We start from the raw sequence: 21751 nt of genomic DNA, 5'->3' as shown, positions 1-21751 counted from the left end.
CTGGCATAACTTCCAAACCGCAGACCTGGTTCCAAATTGGCGCGAGCAATCCCGTTTGCGAGGCGTCAAGGCGATCTAATCACGGCAAAATCCGCCCGGCCACCGAATTCTTCGGTGGTGATCTGGGCATGCGAGCGGCGGCTCAGGCGATCAGCCGGGCGGCGAAGTCCGGCAGCCGCCCATCGGCGGCCGTCAGACGGAGGTCGGCCTGGGAGAGCCCGGTGCGAACGAGCCAGTCGTCGAACTCCGGGGCTCGCTTCAGACCGAGAAGTTCGCGGACGTAGAGCGCGTCGTGAAACGAGGTCGACTGGTAGTTCAGCATGACGTCGTCGGCGCCGGGCACGCCCATGATGAAGCTGACGCCGGCGGTGGCCAGCAGCGTCAGCAGCGTGTCCATGTCGTCCTGGTCGGCTTCGGCGTGGTTGGTATAGCAGATGTCGACGCCGAGCGGCAGGCCTAGCAGCTTGCCGCAAAAATGGTCCTCCAGCCCGGCGCGGATGATCTCCTTGCCGTCGTAGAGATATTCGGGGCCGATGAATCCGACGACGCTGTTGACCAGCAGCGGCGCATAGGCCCGCGCCACCGCATAGGCTCGCGCCTCGCAGGTCTGCTGATCGACGCCGTGATGGGCGTCGGCCGACAGCGCGGAGCCCTGCCCGGTCTCGAAATACATCACATTTTCGCCGACGGTGCCCCGCTTCAACGAGAGCCCGGCGTCGTGCGCCTCCTTCAGGATCGACAGGTCGATGCCGAAGCTGCGGTTGGCGGCTTCGGTGCCGGCAATCGACTGGAACACCAGATCGACGGGCACTCCCTCCTCCATCAATCGCAGCGAGGTGGTGACGTGGGTCAGCACGCAACTCTGGGTGGGGATCGCCAGCCGCGTGATGACGTCGTCGAGCAGCCGCACCAATTGCCCAAGCACCGCCGGATCGTCGCTCGCCGGGTTGATGCCGATACAGGCATCGCCGGCGCCGAGCAGCAGGCCGTCCAGCGTCGAGGCGGTGATGCCGCGAACATCGTCGAACGGGTGATTGGGCTGCAACCGCACGCTCATCCGGCCCGGCAGGCCGATCGTGTTGCGGAAACGGGTGACGACGCTGCACTTCTTGGCGACCAGGATCAGATCCTGGTTGCGCATCAGCTTGCTGACCGCGGCGGCCATTTCGGGAGTGACGCCGCGCGCGATCGCGGCGAGCGTCGCGGGCGTCGCCGCATCCGACAGCAGCCAGTCGCGGAAACCTCCGACGGTGAGCGCGGCAATCGGAGCAAAGCTTTGCGCGTCGTGGCTGTCGACGATCAGCCTTGTGACCTCGTCGTCTTCATAGGGGATGACGGTCTCATTGAGAAATTGCCGCAGCGGCACCTCGGCGAGCGCCATCCGCGCCGCGACCATCTGCTCGGCACTGTCGGCGGCGACGCCGGCGAGCCGGTCACCGGATCGAGGGGGCGTGGCTCTGGCGAGCAGGTCGCGCAGATTGTCGAAGACGTAAGCGACGTTACCGATAGCGTGACGATAGAGCATGGCATTCCCGTCGAGGCCCGCAGGATTTGCGGGCACCCACGAGATGCAAGCTAGCATCGACCAGGACGCTAAGCGACCCGGACGGTTGCGAGAAATTTTTGCACTTCGACGCGCAATCGGCCGTTTTCGTTGGACAATAATTGCGCAGACGTGAGGACGCGCGACGACGCCGCCCCGGCGTCCGCAGCACCGCGATTGACGTCGGCGATGCTGGACGCGACCTGGTTGGTTCCGACCGCGGCCTGGCTGACGCTGCGCGAAATCTCCTGCGTGGCAGTGCCCTGCTCGTCGACCGAGGCGGCGACGGCCGAAGCGATATGGGCGACCCGCCCGATGGTGCCGCCGATCTCCTTGATCGCGACCACCGACTCCCGCGTCGCGGACTGGATCTCGGCGATCTGTGCGCTGATTTCGCCGGTGGCCTTCGAGGTCTGTTCGGCCAGTGCCTTGACCTCCTGCGCGACCACGGCGAAGCCGCGGCCCGCCTCGCCCGCGCGCGCGGCCTCGATGGTCGCGTTGAGCGCCAGCAGATTGGTCTGCGCCGCAATGGTGGTGATGAGCTGGGTGACGTCGCCGATCCGGGTGGCCGCCTGTGCCAGCTTGGCGATCCGCGCATCGGTCTGCTCGGCCTGCGTCACCGCTTCGGCGGCGATGCTGCGCGATTCGCGGACCTGGCGTCCGACTTCTCCGACCGACGCGTTCATCTGTTCGGCAGCCGAGGCCACCGACTGCACGTTGTTGGACGTCTCCGTGGACGCCGTCGCGACGACATTGGAGAGCTGCAGCGTCACGGCGCTGCCCTTGGCCAAGGCGTCGGCCGATTCCTCCAGCTCGCGCGAAGCGGCACCGACCGCTTCAATGATCTGGCCGACCGCGGTCTCGAAACCGTCGGCGAGCTGATGCAGTTCGGCGCGGCGGGCGGCCGCCGCCGTGCGTTCCAGCGCCTCGCGCTCGGCGTGTTCGCGCTCCGCCTTGCTGGCCGCCTGAACCTTGAAGGCTTCGACGGCCCGCGCCATCCGGCCGACCTCGTCGCCACGTTCCAGCCCGGGCAGTCGCACGTCGAAATTGCCGCTCGCCAGTTCATGCATTGCGCCCGACATCGCCACCACCGGACGAGCGATGCCTCTGCCGATCAGGAACGACACGGCGATGCCGATCAGCGAAATCACCGCCAGGACGGCGCCGAGCATCCACTGCTGGCGATCCAGCGCGATTCCGGCCTGCGCGATCTGCCGGTCACGCGCGTCGTTGCTGGACACGATCAGGTCGCTGATGAGGGCATCGATTTCGGTGAAGCTCTTCTCCGCGCTCTTGATGAACAGCAGCGCCGAGCCGGCGTCGCCGTCGGCCATCTCGATCGCGTTCTTCGCCTGCTTCTGGTAGCCCGCGACCGCCGCTTTCAGCTTTTGGATCGCCGAGTCGCCGCCGAGCGATTTTTCGACGTCTGCCAGGGCTTGCGGAATTCGGGCGATAGCCGCGATCGCCTCTTTGGAGACCTGGGCGAGCTTGGCTTCGTCGGTCTCGTTGGCGGCGGTGGCGGCGAGCCGATAGAGCTTCGCGTGGGCGGTCCACGCGGCGTTGTTGAGGTCGGCGGCGAGTTCCGACGACCGAACGGGACCCGATACCAGCGCGTCGACGCTTTGCTGATTGGTGCGCAACGCCTGCAACGCGTAGACCCCGATACCTATCAGCGCAATCGCGAGCAGTGCCGGAGCGAGCTGGACCTTCCATGAAAGGCCGATATTAGCGATCCCACGTCCCATCAGGAAAGTCCCCGAGTGTCGGATCGTCGCCGGTTCTCGCCGGCGACGACGCAATGCCGCGCTCTAGAGTTTGTAGACGCCCGCGCAGACCGCGGTGTTGTCGACCCGTTCGCAATACATTTCCTTGGGTTCGACTTTCTTGCTGACCGGATTGACGAACTTGTAGTCCTGCCAGAACGACGGCTGCTTGCCGGCGAGTTCGACGCGCTCCTTGACGTAGAGCTTGCCGTCGACGTCCTGCGCGTCGATCATGTCCTTGCCGACGAACTTGGCATTGGCGCCATGGGCGAGCACCTTGCCGTCGAGCTGATAGACCACGACGTAGAGATCGTCCTTCACGAACGGTCCCGCCTTGTCGCTGATCAGCGGATAGGTCTTGTCGGCGCCGTCGGACTTGATCGCACTGACGGCTTTCTTCACCATCGCGATCGCATCGTCCTTGCTGGCGCCGGCGGCGGCCGGAACGATAGTGAGCGCCGTCGCTGCGGCGGCGACGGCCAATATGAATTTTGTGCGCACGTGCGGATCTCCTCCTGGATGATCAGAAGCCCGAGGTGGGCGGCGGCACCACCCTCTCAGCCAATCGCGAACGTGTCGTTAAAGAACGACCCTGGGACAAATCCGAGGTCGCAACAGGTACGACGATACTAATTAGTTGGCCGTCGATGGATGCAGTCCTCGGGAACCTACCGGACTACTCGATCGGAATGACGTCGACCGCGACCGACAATTTCTGCTTGCGCGAGCCGACGATCACGCCGTCGACCGGCGAGACGTCGGAGAAATCGCGGCCGACCGCGAGCACGATATGGTCGTTGCCGATCAGCAGATCATTGGTCGGATCGAACCCGACCCAGCCGGTCTCGTTGCCGCACCACACTGTGACCCAGGCGTGGGTGGCGTCGGCGCCTTGCAGCCGCGGCTGGCCTTCCGGCGGATAGGTCCGCAGATAACCACTGACATAGGCGGCCGGCACGCCGAGCCCGCGCAGGCCAGCGATCATCACGTGTGCGAAATCCTGGCAGACGCCGTGGCGCTTCTCGAAAACTTCCGCGAGCGGCGTCGAGATCACCGTCGCCTTCGGGTCGTATTTGAAGTCGCTGTGAATGCGGCGCATCAGATCGGCAGTTGCGGCCAGAATGCCGCGCGCCGGCGCAAAACTCTTCGCCGCGTAGCGGGTGACGGCGTGCTGGATCGGAACCAGCGAGCTCGGAAACACGTAGCCGACCGGCGCGTCCGCATCGAGGCTGGCGCAATCCAGCGCCGCCTCGCGCACGCTTTCCCACGCCGCGCTGCCGCTGTCGCGTGCCGGGGGCTTGCGATCGACTTCGACGCGGGAGCGGCTGTCGATCCGCAACACCTTGTGCGGCGTCTCGATCACGATGCTGTCGGTCGGAATGCCGAAGAAATCGACCCGTGTCGTGCGCGTCGCCGGCTTCGGCTTGATCTCGATACTGTGCGAGATCAGTTTCTGGCTGGCGTCGCTCATCGGCTTCAGCCGCAGGGAACAGCGCGCGTAGCTGACCGGACTGCCGTAGCTGTAGGACGTGACGTGGCGGATGTCGTAGATCAAGCCAACCCCGTCAGCTTTTCCGGGCGCGTCGCGCTGGCGCCGTGCGGGAAGTAGTGCGCCCCGATCGCATCGGCCAGCGACAGCAGATCCTGCTCCACCGCGAACAGCCACCGCGCGTCGAGCGCGGACGCCTCGGCCGTGGTCAGCGTCGCCTGCAGCGCCACCGCGAGACGCTGCGGCCGCTCGATCAGCCCGCCCTCCTTCAGCGACGGCAGGCTGGCGATGTGCTCGTTCAGTTCCTCGACCTGAAACGCCACCGAGCGCGGATTGTACGGATCCAATACCGCGAGATCGCGCACCGGTGCCAGCAACGGCGCCAGCAGATAGCGCGAGCGGTAGGTGATCTGGCAATCGACCAACGTCAGCAACACGTCGAGGTCTTCGGCGCTGGCGTCGTCGGGGGCGAACTGCCGCGCGAACCGTGCCGTATTGACGGCCCGCTCGATCCGGCGACCCATCCGAAGGAACCGCCAGCCGGCGGCGCGGTTCATGTTTTCCTGCGACAGGCCGGAGAAGCTCGCCAGTTCCTGCAAGGTGATTTCCGCCAGCCCCGTCACCGCATCCTCGTCCTCGGCCGGCTTCGCCAGCCGCGCCTCGGTCTGCGTGATCACCTGCCAGGCATCGGGCGACAGCCGCTCGCGCAACGACGATGCGTTGCGTTGCGCGGCGCGGATCAGGGACAGCGCCGAACCGAACTGCTCCTCGCTCTGCAGCGCGTCGGCGGCGATCTTCGCGGTCTGCGCGCGCGCACCGAGCGAGGTCGCGCCCCAACTGATCAGCAGCCGCTGAATGCGTTCGATGGCGTGATGCAGCGGCCCCTTGCCGGGGTCGCGCTGCGGCGCGCTGAGCGCGCGCACCAACCGCAGCGTCGCTTCCGCGCGCTCGAGATAGCGACCGAGCCAGAACAGATTGTCGGCGGCGCGGCTCGGCAGCAGGCCGGTGATCCGCCGGATCCGGACGTTGTCGACAGCGGGCAGCAGCGACGCCGTCGACACCGCATGATCGGACACCACCCACACGTCGGCGGCCCGGGCGCCCTCGCCCATCGACACCGCACGCGAGTCGAGCCGCTCGGCAATCCGGCAGAAGCCGCCGGGCATGACCGTCCAGCCGTGTTCGGTCGCCGCGGCGAACACCCGCAGCACGAACGGCCGCGGCGCCAGCTTGCCGTCGTCCCATACCGGCGTGGTCGACAGCCGCACCTGTTCCTGCGCCACGTAGTCGATGCCGCGGGTGGCGATCGCATCGCGGAGCCGGTCGCGCACCGCCGGCGGCAATTCCGCGGGCAGCACGGCGCCGCTGTGGGAGAAGCCCGGCACGGTCGGACCATAGGCCCCTTCGATGACGAAGTCGTCGAGCCGCGACAGCACCTCGTCCCGGGCCCGCGCCTGACCGCACCACCAGGTGGCGATGTGCGGCATCGCCAGATCTTGGTCGAGCAGGCGGCGGCTCAGACTCGGCAGAAATCCGAGCAGCGACCGCGCCTCGATCACGCCGGCGCCGGGCATGTTGGCGACGACGACGCCGCTCTTGCGCAGCACGTCGATCAGTCCCGGCACGCCGAGTTGCGACGAGGCGTCGAGTTCGAGCGGATCGAGCGAATTGGAATCGACCCGGCGCAGCAGCACGTCGAGCCGCTTCAACCCGGCCACGGTGCGGATGTGGACACGATCGCCGGAGACCGCGAGGTCGTCGCCTTCGACCAGCAGGAAGCCGAGATAGCGCGCCAGCGTGGCGTGCTCGAAATAGGTCTCGCTGAACGGCCCCGGCGTCAGCACGCCGATCCGCGGCTCGTCGCGGTCCGCACTGGCGCGCAGGCTGTCGCGGAACGCCTCGAAGAACGGCGCGACGCGTTCGACATTCATCGACTTGTAGAGATCGGTGAAGGCGCGCGACAGCACCAGCCGGTTTTCCAGCGCGTAACCGGTGCCCGACGGCGCTTGCGTGCGATCGCCGAGCACCCACCAGCGGCCGTCCGGACCGCGGCCGATATCGGCCGCGTAGAGATTCAGATAGCGGCCGCCCGGCGGCTTCACACCGCAGATCGCGCGCACATATTCCGGGCTGCCGGCAATCGCCGCAGCCGGCACCGCCCCCTCCGCGATCAATCGCCCGTCGCCGTAGAGATCCTGCAACACGTGTTCGAGCAGCGTCGCACGCTGCGCGATCCCGGCCGCGATCTGCTGCCATTCGGCATCGTCGATCAGCAGCGGAACGTGACTCAGCGGCCAGGCGCGCTCGGTGGCGTCGCCCGGCGCGCGATAGGTGACGCCGGCGTCGCGCAGATGGCGGTCTGCAGCGCGGAATCGACGCTCGATCTCGTCGGGCGCAAGGCCCGCGAAGGCGTCGAAGTAACGGCTCCACACCGCGCGGGGCGCGCCGTCGTCGCCGATGAATTCGTCGGGAATGCCGGGCAGTCGCGCATAGTCGCGAGTCCATTGCGCGACCTTCCGGTCACGCGGACGGACGCGTTTCGACTGACTGCTCTGCTCCGCCAATATCTCGACTCCCCTGCACGCTCATCAATGCAGCAGCGGCGTGCGCAAGTCGAGGGTCAGGGGGAATTCAAATGAACGTTCTTCCTGCGGCGGATCGATCCGCCCGGGGGTGTGACCGTGATCCTGGAAGCGCGCGAGCCGCCGCGCCTCGGCCTCGTAGGAGTTGACCGGCTTGGTCTCGTAGGACCGCCCGCCGGGGTGAGCGACGTGATAGACGCAGCCGCCGAGCGAGCGGCCGTTCCAGGTATCGACGATGTCGAACACCAGCGGGGAATGCACCGGTATCGTGGGGTGCAGCCCCGACGCCGGCTGCCAGGCCTTGAACCGCACCGCCGCCACCGCCTCGCCGGAGCGCGCGGTCGGCGTCATCGGCAGCCGACGGCCGTTGCAGGTGATGACGTGGCGGCCCTCGACGAAGCCCTCGGCCTTGACCTGCAGCCGCTCCACCGAACTGTCGACATATCGCACGGTGCCGCCGGCGCTGCCTTCTTCGCCGAGCACGTGCCACGGCTCCAGCGCCTGGCGCAGCTCCAGCGTGACGCCGCCGTGATAGACGCTGCCGAAGACGGGAAAGCGGAATTCGAGCTGCGCGGTGAACCATTCCGGCTCGAAGGCGTAGCCGGCACGGCCGAGCTCGGCCAGCACGTCGCGAAAATCCTCCCACAGGAAATGCGGCAGCATGAAGCGGTCGTGCAACGTGGTGCCCCAGCGCACGAATTTTCCGTCGAGCGGCTGCTTCCACAGCATCGCGATCAGGGCGCGGATCAAAAGCTGCTGCGCCAGGCTCATTCGCGGATCGGGCGGCATCTCCAGCGCGCGAAACTCGACCAGACCGAGGCGCCCGGTCGGGCTGTCGGGCGAATACAGCTTGTCGATGCACAATTCGGCGCGATGGGTGTTGCCGGTGATGTCGACCAGAATGTGCCGGAACAGCCGGTCGACCAGCCACAGCGGGCCTTTGACGCCGGGCGGCGGCACATGCGCCAACGCGATCTCCAGCTCGTAGAGCGAATCGTGCCGCGCCTCGTCGATCCGCGGCGCCTGGCTGGTCGGGCCGATGAACATGCCGGAGAATAGATAGGACAACGACGGATGCCGCTGCCAGAACAGCACCAGGCTCTTCAGCAGATCCGGCCGTCGCAGGAACGGCGAGTCCGCGGGCTTGGCGCCGCCGATCACGACATGATTGCCGCCGCCGGTGCCGGTGTGGCGGCCGTCGATCAGGAAGCGGTTGGCGCCGAGACGCACCCGGGCCGCCTCTTCATACAGGCCGAATGTGGTCTGCACCGCCTCGCGCCAGTTCCGGGCGGGGTGGATGTTGACTTCGATCACGCCGGGATCGGGCGTCACCTTGATGACCTCGATACGCGGATCGAACGGCGGCGGATAGCCTTCGACGTGGACCTGGAGCTGCATCTCCTCGGCGGTCGCTTCCACCGCCGCGACCAATTCGAGATAGTCCTCGATGGTCTCGGTGGGCGGCATGAAGGCGCACAGCACGCCCTCGCGGATTTCGATCGACATCGCGGTGCGGACGCCGCCCTTGCGCAGCTTCTGCTCCTCGACATTTTGATGTGGGGCCGTGGGCGATGCGGCCGCCTGCTCGTAGACCGGAAGCTGGTCGAGTTCCGCGGCGGGCGGCGGCGCATAGGCCGGCGCCACATAGCTCGGCAGCGCGTCGCGTTCGTCCAGCGGATCGCGCTCGACGACGAACGGATAGTCCTCCTCGGGGATGTGCGGCAGCGACGCGATCGGCAGCCGCAGGCCCATCGGTGAATCGCCGGGGACCAAAAACAGATTGCCGCGACGCAGCTTCCAGCGCTCGCTGCGCCAGCGCTTCTTCGGCGTCGGCACTTCGGCGTTCCAGGCCTGAATCGGCAGCACGAATCCCTTCGGCGTGGTCAGGCCGGAATCGAAGATCCGCGCCATCCGCGCGCGCTCTTCGGGGTCCGCGAGCTTGTTGTCGAGCGGATCGACGTTGGGCGGCAGGGTCGCTTCCTTCTGCAGCCAATGGCTCGGGTCCTCGAACGCAGGCAACACGTAATCGGTGTCGATGCCGAGCCGCTTGGCGGTGCCGAGCGCGAATTGCTCCGCTTCTTCCACGCGCGCCGGACGCTGGCCGAACACCGGCGCGATCAGATCGGCGTTCTTCCAGATCGGCAATCCGTCCTTGCGCCAGTACAGGCCGAACGCCCAGCGCGGCAGGCTTTCGCCCGGATACCATTTGCCCTGGCCGAAATGCAGCAGGCCGCCCGGCGCGAACCGCGTCCGCAGCCGGCGGATCAGATCGTCGGCGAGCATGCGCTTGGCGCCGCCGACCGCGGCGACGTTCCACTCCGGCGATTCCATGTCGTCAATGGAGACGAAGGTCGGCTCGCCGCCCATTGTCAGCCGGACGTCGCCGGCGACGAGATCGGCGTCGACCTTGTCGCCCAGCGCATCGAGCCGCGCCCAGGATTCGTCCGAGAACGGCCTGGTGATCCGCGGCGCCTCGCGGATGCGTTTGACGCTCATCTCGAAATTGAAATCGACATTGGCGAAGCCGACCACGCCCGAGATCGGCGCCGCGGTCCGGTAATGCGGCGTGGCGGCGACCGGGATGTGGCCCTCGCCGGCGAGCATTCCCGAGGTGACGTCGAAGCCGATCCAGCCGGCGCCCGGCAGATACACCTCGCACCAGGCGTGCAGATCGGTGAAGTCGGTCTCGACCTCGCGCGGCCCTTCGACCGGATCGATGTCGGGGCGCAACTGCACGAGATAGCCGGAGACGAAGCGTGCGGCGAGACCGATATGACGTAGCGTCTGGATCAGCAGCCACGCCGAATCGCGGCACGAGCCCGCGCCCGCGGCGAGCGTTTCCTCCGGCGTCTGCACGCCGGGCTCCATCCGGATGATGTAGCGGATGCGCTCGCGCAGCTTCGCGTTCAGATCGACCAGGAAATTGACCGTGCTCTCCGCCTCGCGCGGGATGCTCGCGAGATAGTCCTTGAACAGCGGCCCCGGCTCCGTCGTCGCCAGATACGGCGCGAGTTCGGTCATGAGGTCATTGCTGTAGTCGAACGGAAAGGTCTCGGCGTAGCTTTCGACGAAAAAATCGAACGGATTGATCACCGTCATCGCCGCGGTGAAATCGACCTCGATCTTGAGCTCGTTGGCCTTCTCCGGAAACACGAATCGCGCCAGCCAATTGCCCTGCGGGTCCTGTTGCCAATTGATGAAGTGGTTCGCCGGCGTCACCTTCAGCGAATACGACAGAATCGGCGTTCGGGTGTGCGGCGCAGGCCGGAGCCGAATGGTCTGGGGGCCGATGTCGACCGGGCGATCATATTTATAGTGGGTGACGTGATGTAGGGCGACGAAGATCGACACAGGGCAACTCCAGCATTCATTTTGAGCAGAACACCGGAATCGAGGGGGATCAAGCGCTAACAAAGGGCAAGGGATGCCCAGCGATGGGGCGATGTAAGGGCTGATTTGGCGCGGAAGCGCGACCTTCGGCAAACCGTTGTCGGGCAAAGCCGCGCCCCTGCCCCATCCGTCATCGTCCGGCTCGACCGGACGACCCAGTATCCACAGCGCCGGTGTTCGGGCTATCCGGTCGCGCTGTGGATACTGGAACCTCCGCTTTCGCGGAGGATGACCACTGTTGCGAAGCAGCTACGCCTTGCCGCCCGAATTCTGCCGCGTCTCGCCGACCCATTGCTTCGCGGCGGTCGCCATGATGCCGCTGTCGTTGAGCAGCGTGACCAGCTTGAAGCCCATCGCGATGTTCTTGGCGGCGCCGGCCGGGCCCGAACAATGGATGCCCGGGTAGATGCCGCGCTTGTCGCATTCCTTCAGCAATTTGTCGTAGATCTTCAGGATCTCCGGCTCCTCGCGGTCGAGCTTCGGCACCAGCCCGTAGGAATAGCCGAGGTCGCTCGGCCCGACATAGACGCCGGCGATGCCTTCGACGTCGAGGATCGCCTCCATGTTCTCGACCGCAGTGCGGGTCTCGATCATCGGGATGCACAGCGTCTCGACGTTGGCCGTGTCCTGATAGCTGCCACCGGCGCCATACATCCCGGCGCGGATCGGCCCGTTACTACGGGTGCCGCGCGGCGGATATTTGCAAGATTGCACGAATGCCTCGGCCTCCTCCTTGGTATTCACCATCGGGCAGATGACCCCATAGGCGCCGCCGTCCAGCACCTTGCCGATGATGCCCGGCTCGTTCCAAGGCACCCGCACCATCGGCGTCACCGGATGGCCGTTCATCGCCTGAAAACAGGCCACCATCGATTGATAGTCCTGCACGCCGTGCTGGATGTCGACGGTCACGCTGTCGAAGCCGCATTGCGCCATCACCTCGGCCGAGAAGCCGGACGGGATCGCCAGCCACGCATTCACCACCGCCTTGCCGGAGGCCCAGAGCTGTTTCACCTTGTTTGCCATTGCCAGTTCTTTCCTGCCGCAGTCAGTTATGAGTTATCGAGATCCTCTCTCCGTCATTGCGAGAAGCACCCGGATCGGCGCTTTGCGCCGTCCGGGCACTTCTCGCAATGACGGAAAATCACGCCACGGCCGCCTGAATCGCAGCCTCGGCGACGCCGACTTCGCGCGCGGTGGCGACGATGGCGGCCCAGGTGTCGTCGGACAAGGGCACGCCGTTGGCGGTGCGCTCGGCACGGGTGCGCAATTCCGGATCGCCGGGGATCAACACCGCTTCGGTGCCGGCTGTGGTCTTCGCACTCCTGAAGTAATCGATGTAGCGCGTGACCTCGGCGTCGAACACGTGCTCGGGATCGATCCGCTGCGGATCGACATAGATCGAGAACATGCCGTTGGCGAACGGCCGGTCCGGCCCTGTGGCGCCGTTGCCGCTCAAAGCGCCGCCGAGCAATTCGCAGATCAGCGCCAGCCCCGAGCCCTTGTGCTCGCCGAACGCACGGATCGCTCCGGCGCCGTTGACGTGATTGATTGGACCGTCCTTCTCGAACGGGCCATACAGCGTCGCGGGGTCTTCGCTGAAGGTGCCGTCGGGATTGATCAGCGCGCCCTTCGGCAGTTGCTTGCCGCCGCGCGCCGCGACCAGCACCTTGCCCTCGGCGACGATCGAGGTCGCAAAATCGAGCACCACCGGCGGAGCGCCCGGCCGCGGCACGCCGACGCAATAAGGCGCGGTCGACAGTCGTCGCTCGACGCCGCCATAGGGCGCGACCAGGATCGAACCAGCCGCAGTGACGAAATGGATCGACACCAGCCCCTCGGCCGCCGCCATCTCCGCCCAGTCGCCGATCCGGCCGATATGGCCGGCGTTCTTCAGGCCGACCGCCGAAAGCCCCTGCGCCTTGCACTTGTCGATGCCGATCCGCACCGCCTGCGGCCCGACGGTCTGGCCGTAGCCGTACTTGCCGTCGACCACGGCCAGCGAGGGCAGGTCGACCGGCACGCCGACGACCTGATCCGGATGCACAGCGCCGGCATTGCGCCAGCGGATATAGACAGGCACGCGGATCACGCCGTGGCTGTCGTGGCCGGTGAGATTGGCGGTGGTGAGATAGCTGCCGATCCGGCGCGCCTCCTCTTTCGAGGAGCCGGCGCGCTCGAACACTTCGGCGACGAAACCGATCAGTCGGTCGACCTTGATTGTCACCATGTTGGTGCACGCTCGCGGAGAGTGACCTTGCGGCCGCGGCCCTGCCGCGCTGCCCGGCGCTGCCCGATCATCGTCGCCCTCCCTTTGCGGCCGTGCTTTTCGCCGGCCGTCGTTTGCTCCGTACAGTTGACCGAAAATCCGGTCCGCTGTCCACCGCATCGGCCGCATGCCGCACCGGCATCCTCGTCAAATCGGCTTCCAGCGCGCCCAACATGTCCTGCAGCGCAGCGAGCTTCGCATCACCGAAATGACGAGCGATGTCCGCATAGATCTGCTCGGAAAACGGTGCGACGGTCTCGATCAGTTTCAGCCCCTTGGGCGTGATCGACACCCGGCTGCGCCGCTGATCGTCCTTTGCCGGCTTCCGCGCGATCCACTTGCGCGCCTCCAAATCGCGCAGCATCCGCGACAGACTTGGCCCGAGCAGGAAAGCGCGGTCGGCCAATTCGGTGACCTCGATCGCCTCGACCTCGGTGAGCGCCCGCAGGATCCGCCATTGTTGCTCGCTGAGGCCATGAGCCCGCAGTAGCGGCCGGAAATGCCGCATCACCGCCTCGCGTCCGCGCAGCAGCGCCATCGGCAGGGAGCGCGAGAACCTGCGCATCGGCGCCTTGTTTTCAGCCGATTTCTCCTCGCCATTGCGAGGCGGTTCGCGCCCAAGCAATCCAGCCTCGGGTCGCGGCGCTGGATCGCTTCGCTTCGCTCGCAATGACGAGGGACGAGATTTTTGCATCGCAACAAGCACGGTTTCGGTTTGAGCCCGATCATTTAACATGTTAATCAATTCTCGCGCGAGCGTTTTCGTGGACGCCGGCTCAGGGACGGAAATCGAGGCGGAAGCCGAACATGGCGTTGTCGACGAACGAGATTCGCGCCGCAGCCGAACGGCTGCACCAGGCCGAAAAGACCAGAATTCAGATCCGGCAGCTCTCGCTCGACCATCCGGCGATCGACATCGGCGACGCCTACGCCATCCAGCACGCCTGGATTGATCTCAAGCGCGCCGAGGGTCGCACAATTCGCGGCCACAAGATCGGGCTGACCTCGAAAGCGATGCAGAGCCAGCTTTCGATCGACGAGCCGGATTCCGGCGTGCTGCTCGACGACATGTTCTTCGCCGACGGCGGCACCGTACCCACCGACCATTTCATCGCCACGCGGATCGAGGCCGAGCTCGCCTTCGTCATCAGGCATCGCCTCGAAGGCCCGAATTGCACGATCTTCGACGTCCTCAACGCCACCGACTTCGTCGTTCCCGCACTGGAAATTCTCGATACCCGCGTGCAGCGCGTCGATCCGGACACCAAGGCGACGCGCAAGATCTACGACACCATCGCCGACAATGCGGCGAATGCCGGCATCGTGCTCGGTGGCCGGCCGATCCGACCGCTCGACACGGATCTGCGTTGGATCGGCGCGCTGGTGAGCAGGAACGGCCAACTCGAAGAGACCGGGCTCGCCGCCGGCGTGCTCAACCATCCGGCCACCGCGGTGGCATGGCTCGCCAACAAGATCGCAGCCTCGGGGCTGGCGCTGGAACCGGGGCAGACCGTGCTGGCAGGATCGTTCATCCGCGCTATCGAATGCCGCAAGGGCGACACGATTCAGGCCGACTACGGTCCCTACGGCACCGTGAGTTGCTACTTCGGCTGACCATCTGAGCGAGAGCGACCATGCCGCATTTCACCATCGAATATTCCGCCAATCTGGAGGACCGCGTCGAGATGGCGGCCGTCGTCGAACTGGTCCGCGGCACCGCGATCGAGACCGGGATCTTTCCGGTCGGCGGCGTGCGTGTCCGCGCGATCCGCTGCGAGCACTACGCCATCGCCGATGGCCGCGCCGGCTTCGCCTTCCTCGCGATGCTGCTGCGGCTCGGCGAAGGCCGCGACCTCGCCGCACGCAAGCGCGCCGGCGAGCACATCTTTTCCGAGCTGTCGCGCTATCTCGACCCGCTGTTCGCCGATGAAGGTTTCGCGCTGTCGTTCGACATGCAGATCAACGACAAAGAGACCTCCTGGAAGCGAAACTCGATCCACGATCTTCTGATTGCCGAGGCGCGCCATGGCTGATGCCGCTCCACCGAAGACCAAAGCCGATCCGGCCGCGGCATTTCAGGCCAATCTCGACCGCACCGCGCCGCTGCTGAAGACGCTGAAAGCCGACGGCATCGGCCACCTGATCGACGGCGCGATCGTGCCATCGTCGTCCGGCGAGGTTTTCGAGACGACCTCGCCGATCGACAATTGCGTGCTGGCGCAAGTGGCGCGCGGCACCTCTGACGACATCGACCGCGCGGCGCAGGCAGCCAAGCGCGCGTTTCCGGCGTGGCGCGACATGGCGGCATCGGCGCGGCGCAAATTGCTGCACAAGGTGGCGGACGCGATAGAAGCACGCGCCGACGACATCGCCGTGCTGGAATGCATCGACACCGGGCAAGCACATCGCTTCATGGCCAAGGCCGCGATCCGCGCCGCCGAGAATTTCCGGTTCTTCGCCGACAAATGCGCCGAGGCGCGCGACGGGCTGAACACGCCGAGCGACGAGCACTGGAACGTTTCGACCCGGGTGCCGATCGGCCCGGTCGGCGTGATCACGCCGTGGAATACGCCGTTCATGCTGTCGACCTGGAAGATCGCGCCGGCGCTGGCCGCCGGCTGCACCGTCGTGCACAAGCCCGCCGAGTGGTCGCCGGTGACCGCGGATCTGCTGTCGCGAATCTGCAAGGACGCCGGCCTGCCCGACGGCGTGCTCAACACCGTGCAGGGCTTCGGCGAAGAAGCAGGCAAGGCGCTGACCGAACATCCGGCGATCAAGGCGATCGCCTTCGTCGGCGAGACCGCCACGGGTGCGGCGATCATGGCGCAGGGCGCGCCGACGCTGAAGCGGGTGCATTTCGAACTCGGCGGCAAGAACCCGGTGATCGTGTTCGACGACGCCGATCTCGACCGCGCGCTCGACGCCGTGGTGTTCATGATCTACTCGCTCAACGGCGAGCGCTGCACCTCGTCCAGCCGGCTGCTGATCCAGCAATCGATCGCCGACGCCTTCATCGACAAGCTCGCGGCCCGCGTCCGGGCGCTCAAGGTCGGCCATCCGCTCGATCCGGCCACCGAAGTCGGCCCGCTGATCCATCAGCGCCATCTCGACAAGGTGTGCTCCTATTTCGACATTGCGAAGAACGAAGGTGCGACCGTCGCCGTCGGTGGCGCGCGCCACGATGGCCCCGGCGGCGGCAACTACGTTCAGCCAACGCTGGTGACCGGCGCGCGCAGTAACATGCGGGTCGCGCAAGACGAAGTGTTCGGCCCGTTTCTCACGGTGATCCCGTTCAAGGACGAGGCCGACGCGATCGCGATCGCCAACGACATCCGCTACGGCCTCACCGGCTATATCTGGACCGGCGATATGGGCCGCGCGCTGCGCGTCGCCGACGCGCTCGAGGCCGGCATGATCTGGCTGAACTCCGAAAACGTTCGGCATCTGCCGACCCCGTTCGGCGGCATGAAGCAATCCGGCATCGGCCGCGACGGCGGCGACTATTCGTTCGAGTTCTACATGGAAACCAAGCACGTCTCGCTGGCCCGCGGCACGCACAAGATTCAGAGACTGGGGGTTATGTAGTGCCAAGCCTTCCCACGAGTCATTCCGGGGCGCTCGCGCCAGCGAGCGAACCCGGAATCTGGCCGCGCGCACCGCTCGTGTCCATCATCTCGGGATTCCGGGTTCGGGCCGCTCGCGCCCCGGAATGACGTTGCTGAATTTACACCAAGATCACTGGGGACCTCGCCAATGCCTGTGCCGCAGCACGTATTCGACCCGCCGTTCAACATCATCCGTTGCAGTCACGTCGTGCTCGACGTCACCGACCTTTCCGCCAGCGTCGATTTCTATGCCGACATCATCGGCCTGCATGTCGAGGATCGCGACGACGCCACCGCCTATCTACGCGGCAGCGAGGAGCATCAGCATCACTCGGTGGTACTGCGCCAGGCGGACAAGCCGGCCGCGGCGCGGCTCGGCTTTCGCGTCGGCACCGAAGCCGATCTCGACAAGGCCGGCAGCTTCTTCGCCGAGAATGGGCTGATCTACAGCTTCGTCGATCGCCCATTCCAGGGCCGCACGCTGCACGTCACCGACCCGTTCGGCTTCCGGCTCGAGTTCTGCGCCAGCATGGAGAAGCGGCCGCATCTTCTGCGCCGCTACGAATTGTACAAAGGCTGTCACCCGCAGCGGCTCGACCATTTCAACGTCTTCGCGGCCGAGACTCAGGAGACCATCGACTTCTACGCCCGGCTCGGCTTTCGCCTCACCGAATACGCCGAAGAGGACGGCGACAACGGCCGCATCGCCGCGGCCTGGATGCATCGCAAAGGCAACGTCCACGACTTCGCCGTCACCAACGGCCGCGGCCCGCGGCTGCATCATTTCGCCTATTGGGTGCCCGGTCCGCTCAACATCATCCATCTCTGCGACGTGATGGCGTCGCGGGGGCTCGGCCTCGAGCGCGGCCCGGGCCGCCACGGCATCTCGAACGCCTTCTTTCTCTACGTCCGCGATCCCGACGGCCATCGTATCGAGCTGTATTGCAGCGACTATCAGACCATGGACCACGACCACGCCCCGCTGCGCTGGTCGCTACGCGACCCGCGCCGGCAGACGCTGTGGGGCGCGCCGGCGCCGCGCTCCTGGTTCGAGCAGGGCTCGGATTTCCTCGGCGAGACGGTTCGCGAGCCGGCATTCGTGGCCGATGTGATGATTGCGGATTGACCGCCGTCATCGCCCGGCCTGTCCGGGCGAGCCAGTATGGCAGAGCGCTGGTTCGAACCATGACCGCTCTGGAATACTGGGTCACCCGCTGTCGCGGGTGATGACGCCTCGATCAAAAGGAAAGCCGCTATGACCACTCCTCGCCTCGCCACCTTCACCGTCAACGGCCTCACCCGCTATGGCGCGGTGTGCGATCATGGGGTGGTCGATCTGTCGGCCCGCCATGCCAACGATTATCCGACGCTGCGCGAGGTGATCGCCGCCGGTGCGCTCCAGCGGATCGTCGACGAGGCCGACCACACCGCGCCCGATTTCGCCCGCGACAAGGTCGTGTTTCAGCCGCCGATTCCGCAGCCCGAAAAGATCATCTGCGTCGGCGTCAACTATCCCGAGCGCAACGCCGAATACAAAGACAACACCGAGGCGCCGAAATTCCCGAGCATGTTCATGCGCACGGCCCGCTCTTTCGTCGGCCACGGCGCCTCGCTGGTGCGGCCGAAAGCGTCGAAGCTGCTCGACTATGAGGGCGAGCTGACGCTGGTGATCGGCAAGCCCGGCCGCCACATCGCGGAAGCCGATGCGCTCGACCATGTCGCCGCGATCACGCTGTGCAACGAAGGCACGATCCGCGACTGGGTGCGTCATGCCAAGTTCAACGTCACGCAGGGCAAGAATTTCGATCACACCGGCGGCCTCGGCCCGTGGATCCTGCCGTTCACGGACGAAGCGCAAATCGCCGACATCCGTCTCACCACCCGCGTCAACGGCGATATCCGGCAGGACGACCGCACCTCCCGGATGATCTTCGGCTTCCGCTATCTGATTCACTACATCTCGACCTTCACCACGCTGGTGCCGGGCGATCTGATCATCACCGGCACGCCGGCCGGCGCCGGCGCACGCTCCGACCCGCCGGTGTACTTGAAGCCCGGCGATATCATCGAGGTCGAGGCCGACGGCATCGGCGTGCTCCGCAATGGCGTCGTCGACGAAGCCGACTAGCTCCAATCCAACAACGAGACCCAAAATGAGCATCATGACCGGCGGCGAAGCGATCGTGCAGACCCTCGTCGCGCACGGCGTCGACACCGTGTTCGGCCTGCCCGGCGCGCAGATCTACGGGTTGTTCGACGGCTTCGCAAAGGCGCAACTCCGCGTCGTCGGTGCGCGCCATGAGCAGGCCTGCGGCTACATGGCGTTCGGCTATGCCCGCGCCTCGGGCCGCCCCGGCGTGTTCAGCGTCGTGCCCGGCCCCGGCGTGCTGAATGCCGGCGCGGCGCTGCTCACCGCCTTCGGCTGCAACGAGCCGGTGCTGTGCCTCACCGGTCAGGTGCCGAGCGCCTATCTCGGCAAGGGCCGTGGTCACCTGCATGAGATGCCGGATCAGCTCGCGACGTTGCGCAGCTTCATCAAATGGGCCGAGCGCATGGAGTATCCCGGCAACGCGCCGGCGCTGGTCGCGCGCGCGTTCCAGGAGATGATGAGCGGCCGGCGCGGCCCGGTGGCGCTGGAAATGCCCTGGGAGGTGTTCACCCAGCGCGCCGAGACCGCAGCGGCGATCAAGCTCGATCCGGTCGTACCGCCGCAGCCCGACCCGGACCGCGTCGCCGCCGCCGCGAAGCTGATCGCCGCGAGCAAGACGCCGATGATCTTCGTCGGCTCCGGTGCGCTCGACGCTGGCGACGAGATCCTCGAACTGGCCGAAGCGATCGACGCGCCGGTCGTCGCATTTCGCAGCGGCCGCGGCATTGTCAGTAACCGGCACGACCTCGGCCTGACCTTCGCCGCCGCCTATCGGCTGTGGCCGCAGACCGATCTGATCATCGGCATCGGCTCGCGGATGGAACTGCCGACGACGTTCCGCTGGCCGTTCCGGCCGGACGGCCAGAAGTCGGTGCGGATCGACATCGATCCCGCCGAGATGCGCCGCTTTTCGCCGGACGCTTCGATCGTCGCCGATGCCAAGGCCGGCACTCGTGCGCTGGTCGACGCGGTGAGCAAGCGTGGCTACAACAAGACCCAAGGGCGGCGCGCGACCATTCGCGAGGCGACCGCGCTCACGCTGGAAGCGATCCAGTCGGTGCAGCCGCAGATGGCCTATTTGAAGATCCTGCGCGAGGTGCTGCCGGACGACGCCATCGTCACCGACGAGCTGTCGCAGGTTGGATTCGCCTCGTGGTACGGCTTCCCGATCTACCAGCCCCGCACCTTTCTCACATCGGGCTATCAGGGCACGCTCGGCTCCGGCTTCCCGACCGCGCTCGGCGCCAAGGTCGCCTGCCCCGACAAGCCGGTCGTCGCCATCACCGGCGACGGCGGTTTCATGTTCGCTGTGCAGGAGCTCGCCACCGCGGTGCAGTTCAACATCGGCGTGGTGACGCTGGTGTTCGACAATTCGGCCTATGGCAACGTCCGGCGCGACCAGGTCACCCAGTTCGAAGGCCGCGTGGTGGCGTCCGATCTGGTCAATCCGGATTTCGTCAAGCTCGCGGAATCCTTCGGCGTCGCGGCGTCGCGGGTCGGCTCGCCCGATCACTTCCGCGCCGCGCTGGAGAAGGCGCTGGCGCATGGCGGGCCGTATCTGATCGCGATCGACGTTCCGCGCGACAGCGAAGCCAGCCCCTGGCCGTTCATCCATCCGGCGAAGCCGTGAGCACGGCCCATCATGGTGTGAGGCCCCGGGAGAATTCCGAGGTCGCCGCTGCGCGGCGCTCCGGAATGACGAGCTCTCCAATCAGCTCGTCGCTGTGACTGTTTCCGCTCTGCGCAGCCGCGATGCGGCCAGCGCCAGCAATCCGGCGCCCGCGACCGACCAGCACGCGACCGGTGCCCAGTACAGCAGCGGCGCGTAGTCCGGCAGCTTCTGCAGCCCGCCGGCCACCGCCGCCATCCGGGCAAAGGTGGCGAGCGCCAGCGCCGAGAACACCAGCCCGGTGAGCCGGCCCTCGGCGCCGGTCTGTCCGATCGCCAGCGCCGCCGAGACAGCGCTCATGAGCATGCAGCCCCACGCTGCGCCCGCGAGGAATTGCGCCGCGATCAGCATGTTCAAGTTTCCGGCGTATTCCGCACCGGCCACCGCCAGCGCCCCGAGCAGGCCGGCGGCGCCCATCACGATCAGTCCGCCGCGATGCTTGACCACGACGCTCGCCGGAAACAACGCGATGTTGAAGCCGATCCAGAACACCGGCATCAGCCATTGCAGATCGTCGGGCTTGGCGAAGCGCAAGAACATCGGCGCGCTGTTCAGGGCAAAATGCATCTGATAGCCGAGCGCGAGCAGCACCATCGCCGCGATGAACAGGGCCGGCAGGGGTCCAAGCGCCTTGCCGGGGTCGCGTGGCTTCGGCTTGGGCTGCGCTCCCGACAGTCCGCGCTCGACCCGCGACAGCGCCAGCGTGGTGATCAGCAACACGACGCTGGAGATCACGAACGGCAGCCGCGCGTCGATGTTCTTCATCACCACGCCCAGATAGGGCGATGCCGCGCCGGCGAGTCCGTAGCCGAGCATGGTGAGCGCCGACAGCCACGGCAGCGACGGCCGCGCGCCGTATTTGCCGAACAGCGTCAGCGGCGGCGCGCGCAGCGCCGACGACGTCGCCGCCCACACCACGATCAGGCCGATGAACGCCACCTGCGCGGACGGCCCACCGGACGTCACAAAGGGCAGCGCAACGAACGCCGCGCAGGACACGGCGGTGGCGATGCCGACGAACAGGCCGATCCGGCTGGTGAGCGCCCCGACTTTGTCGGCGGCGATGCCCATTGCGGTGTCGGCGATGGTGAAGATCGCCTGGTCGAGCATCAGGATCAGGATCACCGCGCCCGGCGCGATGCCCACCTCGGCGGCAAGCTTCGGCAGGAAGACGACATAGATGGTCCAGCACAGCGCAAACAGCAATTGCAGCAGCGCGACGTAAACGCCGGCGCGATTGATGCGGGCGCCGCTGGCGGAATTGTCATCGTCGATTGCAAGCTCGGTCATCA

General features: G+C 66.4%; 16 protein-coding genes. 6 read left to right on the top strand and 10 right to left on the bottom strand.

Annotated elements, in window-relative coordinates:
• Nucleotides 1-142: 142 nt before the first annotated feature.
• From RPB_RS08645 to hpaR, 9 genes are all read right to left on the bottom strand, one after another.
• Nucleotides 143-1525, bottom strand: a complete 1383-nt coding sequence (locus RPB_RS08645) for an ethanolamine ammonia-lyase subunit EutB (RefSeq protein WP_011440613.1) — start codon at nucleotides 1523-1525, stop codon at nucleotides 143-145.
• Nucleotides 1526-1593: 68 nt separating this feature from the next.
• On the bottom strand, nucleotides 1594-3288 hold the full coding sequence (locus tag RPB_RS08640) for a methyl-accepting chemotaxis protein (protein ID WP_011440612.1): 1695 nt from the start codon (nucleotides 3286-3288) through the stop codon (nucleotides 1594-1596).
• A gap of 63 nt (nucleotides 3289-3351) precedes the next feature.
• Nucleotides 3352-3807 (bottom strand): cache domain-containing protein, encoded by a 456-nt coding sequence (locus RPB_RS08635; RefSeq protein ID WP_011440611.1) that lies wholly within the window; start codon nucleotides 3805-3807, stop codon nucleotides 3352-3354.
• A 175-nt stretch (nucleotides 3808-3982) separates the two neighbouring features.
• The gene (locus RPB_RS08630; protein WP_011440610.1) at nucleotides 3983-4861 is read right to left on the bottom strand and encodes a transglutaminase family protein; all 879 of its coding nucleotides are present in this window, start codon (nucleotides 4859-4861) and stop codon (nucleotides 3983-3985) included.
• Complete coding sequence (locus RPB_RS08625; RefSeq protein WP_011440609.1) at nucleotides 4858-7359, bottom strand: circularly permuted type 2 ATP-grasp protein; 2502 nt, start codon at nucleotides 7357-7359, stop codon at nucleotides 4858-4860. Before RPB_RS08625 ends, RPB_RS08630 begins: the two co-directional genes overlap by 4 nt.
• 24 nt (nucleotides 7360-7383) lie before the next feature.
• The gene (locus RPB_RS08620) at nucleotides 7384-10728 is read right to left on the bottom strand and encodes a DUF2126 domain-containing protein (RefSeq protein ID WP_011440608.1); all 3345 of its coding nucleotides are present in this window, start codon (nucleotides 10726-10728) and stop codon (nucleotides 7384-7386) included.
• Nucleotides 10729-11016: 288 nt separating this feature from the next.
• The gene (locus RPB_RS08615; protein WP_011440607.1) at nucleotides 11017-11793 is read right to left on the bottom strand and encodes an HpcH/HpaI aldolase family protein; all 777 of its coding nucleotides are present in this window, start codon (nucleotides 11791-11793) and stop codon (nucleotides 11017-11019) included.
• 118 nt (nucleotides 11794-11911) lie between these two features.
• Nucleotides 11912-12997: a malate/lactate/ureidoglycolate dehydrogenase gene (locus tag RPB_RS08610; RefSeq protein ID WP_011440606.1), complete on the bottom strand. Its 1086-nt coding sequence runs from the start codon at nucleotides 12995-12997 to the stop codon at nucleotides 11912-11914.
• 67 nt (nucleotides 12998-13064) lie between these two features.
• Nucleotides 13065-13601: a homoprotocatechuate degradation operon regulator HpaR gene (gene hpaR, locus RPB_RS08605; protein ID WP_011440605.1), complete on the bottom strand. Its 537-nt coding sequence runs from the start codon at nucleotides 13599-13601 to the stop codon at nucleotides 13065-13067.
• Between the two features lie 242 nt (nucleotides 13602-13843).
• Here hpaR and hpaH point away from each other — a divergent pair, with 242 nt between their 5' ends.
• The 6 genes from hpaH (at nucleotide 13844) to RPB_RS08575 (ending at nucleotide 20420) form a co-directional block, all read left to right on the top strand.
• Nucleotides 13844-14650 (top strand): 2-oxo-hept-4-ene-1,7-dioate hydratase, encoded by an 807-nt coding sequence (hpaH, locus tag RPB_RS08600; RefSeq protein ID WP_011440604.1) that lies wholly within the window; start codon nucleotides 13844-13846, stop codon nucleotides 14648-14650.
• Between the two features lie 20 nt (nucleotides 14651-14670).
• Nucleotides 14671-15069, top strand: a complete 399-nt coding sequence (locus RPB_RS08595; protein WP_011440603.1) for a 5-carboxymethyl-2-hydroxymuconate Delta-isomerase — start codon at nucleotides 14671-14673, stop codon at nucleotides 15067-15069.
• The gene (gene hpaE / locus RPB_RS08590) at nucleotides 15062-16621 is read left to right on the top strand and encodes a 5-carboxymethyl-2-hydroxymuconate semialdehyde dehydrogenase (RefSeq protein WP_011440602.1); all 1560 of its coding nucleotides are present in this window, start codon (nucleotides 15062-15064) and stop codon (nucleotides 16619-16621) included. Before RPB_RS08595 ends, hpaE begins: the two co-directional genes overlap by 8 nt.
• A gap of 168 nt (nucleotides 16622-16789) precedes the next feature.
• Nucleotides 16790-17767 (top strand): 3,4-dihydroxyphenylacetate 2,3-dioxygenase, encoded by a 978-nt coding sequence (gene hpaD, locus RPB_RS08585; RefSeq protein ID WP_011440601.1) that lies wholly within the window; start codon nucleotides 16790-16792, stop codon nucleotides 17765-17767.
• Between the two features lie 129 nt (nucleotides 17768-17896).
• Nucleotides 17897-18769 carry a fumarylacetoacetate hydrolase family protein gene (locus RPB_RS08580; protein ID WP_011440600.1) on the top strand — a complete coding sequence of 291 codons (873 nt, stop codon included), beginning with the start codon at nucleotides 17897-17899 and terminating at the stop codon, nucleotides 18767-18769.
• A 25-nt stretch (nucleotides 18770-18794) separates the two neighbouring features.
• Entirely contained in the window at nucleotides 18795-20420 is a 1626-nt protein-coding gene (locus RPB_RS08575; protein WP_041798106.1) for a thiamine pyrophosphate-dependent enzyme, read from the top strand.
• An 81-nt stretch (nucleotides 20421-20501) separates the two neighbouring features.
• Here RPB_RS08575 and RPB_RS08570 read toward each other — a convergent pair whose 3' ends face one another.
• Nucleotides 20502-21749 (bottom strand): hypothetical protein, encoded by a 1248-nt coding sequence (locus tag RPB_RS08570; RefSeq protein WP_011440598.1) that lies wholly within the window; start codon nucleotides 21747-21749, stop codon nucleotides 20502-20504.
• Between the last annotated feature and the right edge of the window lie 2 nt (nucleotides 21750-21751).

It is taken from the genome of Rhodopseudomonas palustris HaA2, assembly GCF_000013365.1.
GTDB classification, from domain to species: Bacteria; Pseudomonadota; Alphaproteobacteria; order Rhizobiales; family Xanthobacteraceae; genus Rhodopseudomonas; species Rhodopseudomonas palustris_J.
The sequence above is the reverse complement of the archived record's forward strand: the minus strand, read 5'-3'. Positions and strand labels throughout refer to the sequence as shown.

What these genes read in the sequence shown, in the direction of transcription:
- RPB_RS08595 (WP_011440603.1), top strand. Translation starts at nt 14,671, where the DNA reads ATGCCGCATTTCACCATCGAATATTCCGCCAATCTGGAGGACCGCGTC.
- hpaR (WP_011440605.1), bottom strand. Translation starts at nt 13,601, where the DNA reads ATGCGCAGGTTCTCGCGCTCCCTGCCGATGGCGCTGCTGCGCGGACGC.
- hpaD (WP_011440601.1), top strand. Translation starts at nt 16,790, where the DNA reads ATGCCTGTGCCGCAGCACGTATTCGACCCGCCGTTCAACATCATCCGT.
- hpaE (WP_011440602.1), top strand. Translation starts at nt 15,062, where the DNA reads ATGGCTGATGCCGCTCCACCGAAGACCAAAGCCGATCCGGCCGCGGCA.
- RPB_RS08610 (WP_011440606.1), bottom strand. Translation starts at nt 12,997, where the DNA reads ATGGTGACAATCAAGGTCGACCGACTGATCGGTTTCGTCGCCGAAGTG.
- RPB_RS08575 (WP_041798106.1), top strand. Translation starts at nt 18,795, where the DNA reads ATGAGCATCATGACCGGCGGCGAAGCGATCGTGCAGACCCTCGTCGCG.
- RPB_RS08645 (WP_011440613.1), bottom strand. Translation starts at nt 1,525, where the DNA reads ATGCTCTATCGTCACGCTATCGGTAACGTCGCTTACGTCTTCGACAAT.
- hpaH (WP_011440604.1), top strand. Translation starts at nt 13,844, where the DNA reads ATGGCGTTGTCGACGAACGAGATTCGCGCCGCAGCCGAACGGCTGCAC.
- RPB_RS08615 (WP_011440607.1), bottom strand. Translation starts at nt 11,793, where the DNA reads ATGGCAAACAAGGTGAAACAGCTCTGGGCCTCCGGCAAGGCGGTGGTG.
- RPB_RS08580 (WP_011440600.1), top strand. Translation starts at nt 17,897, where the DNA reads ATGACCACTCCTCGCCTCGCCACCTTCACCGTCAACGGCCTCACCCGC.
- RPB_RS08570 (WP_011440598.1), bottom strand. Translation starts at nt 21,749, where the DNA reads ATGACCGAGCTTGCAATCGACGATGACAATTCCGCCAGCGGCGCCCGC.
- RPB_RS08640 (WP_011440612.1), bottom strand. Translation starts at nt 3,288, where the DNA reads ATGGGACGTGGGATCGCTAATATCGGCCTTTCATGGAAGGTCCAGCTC.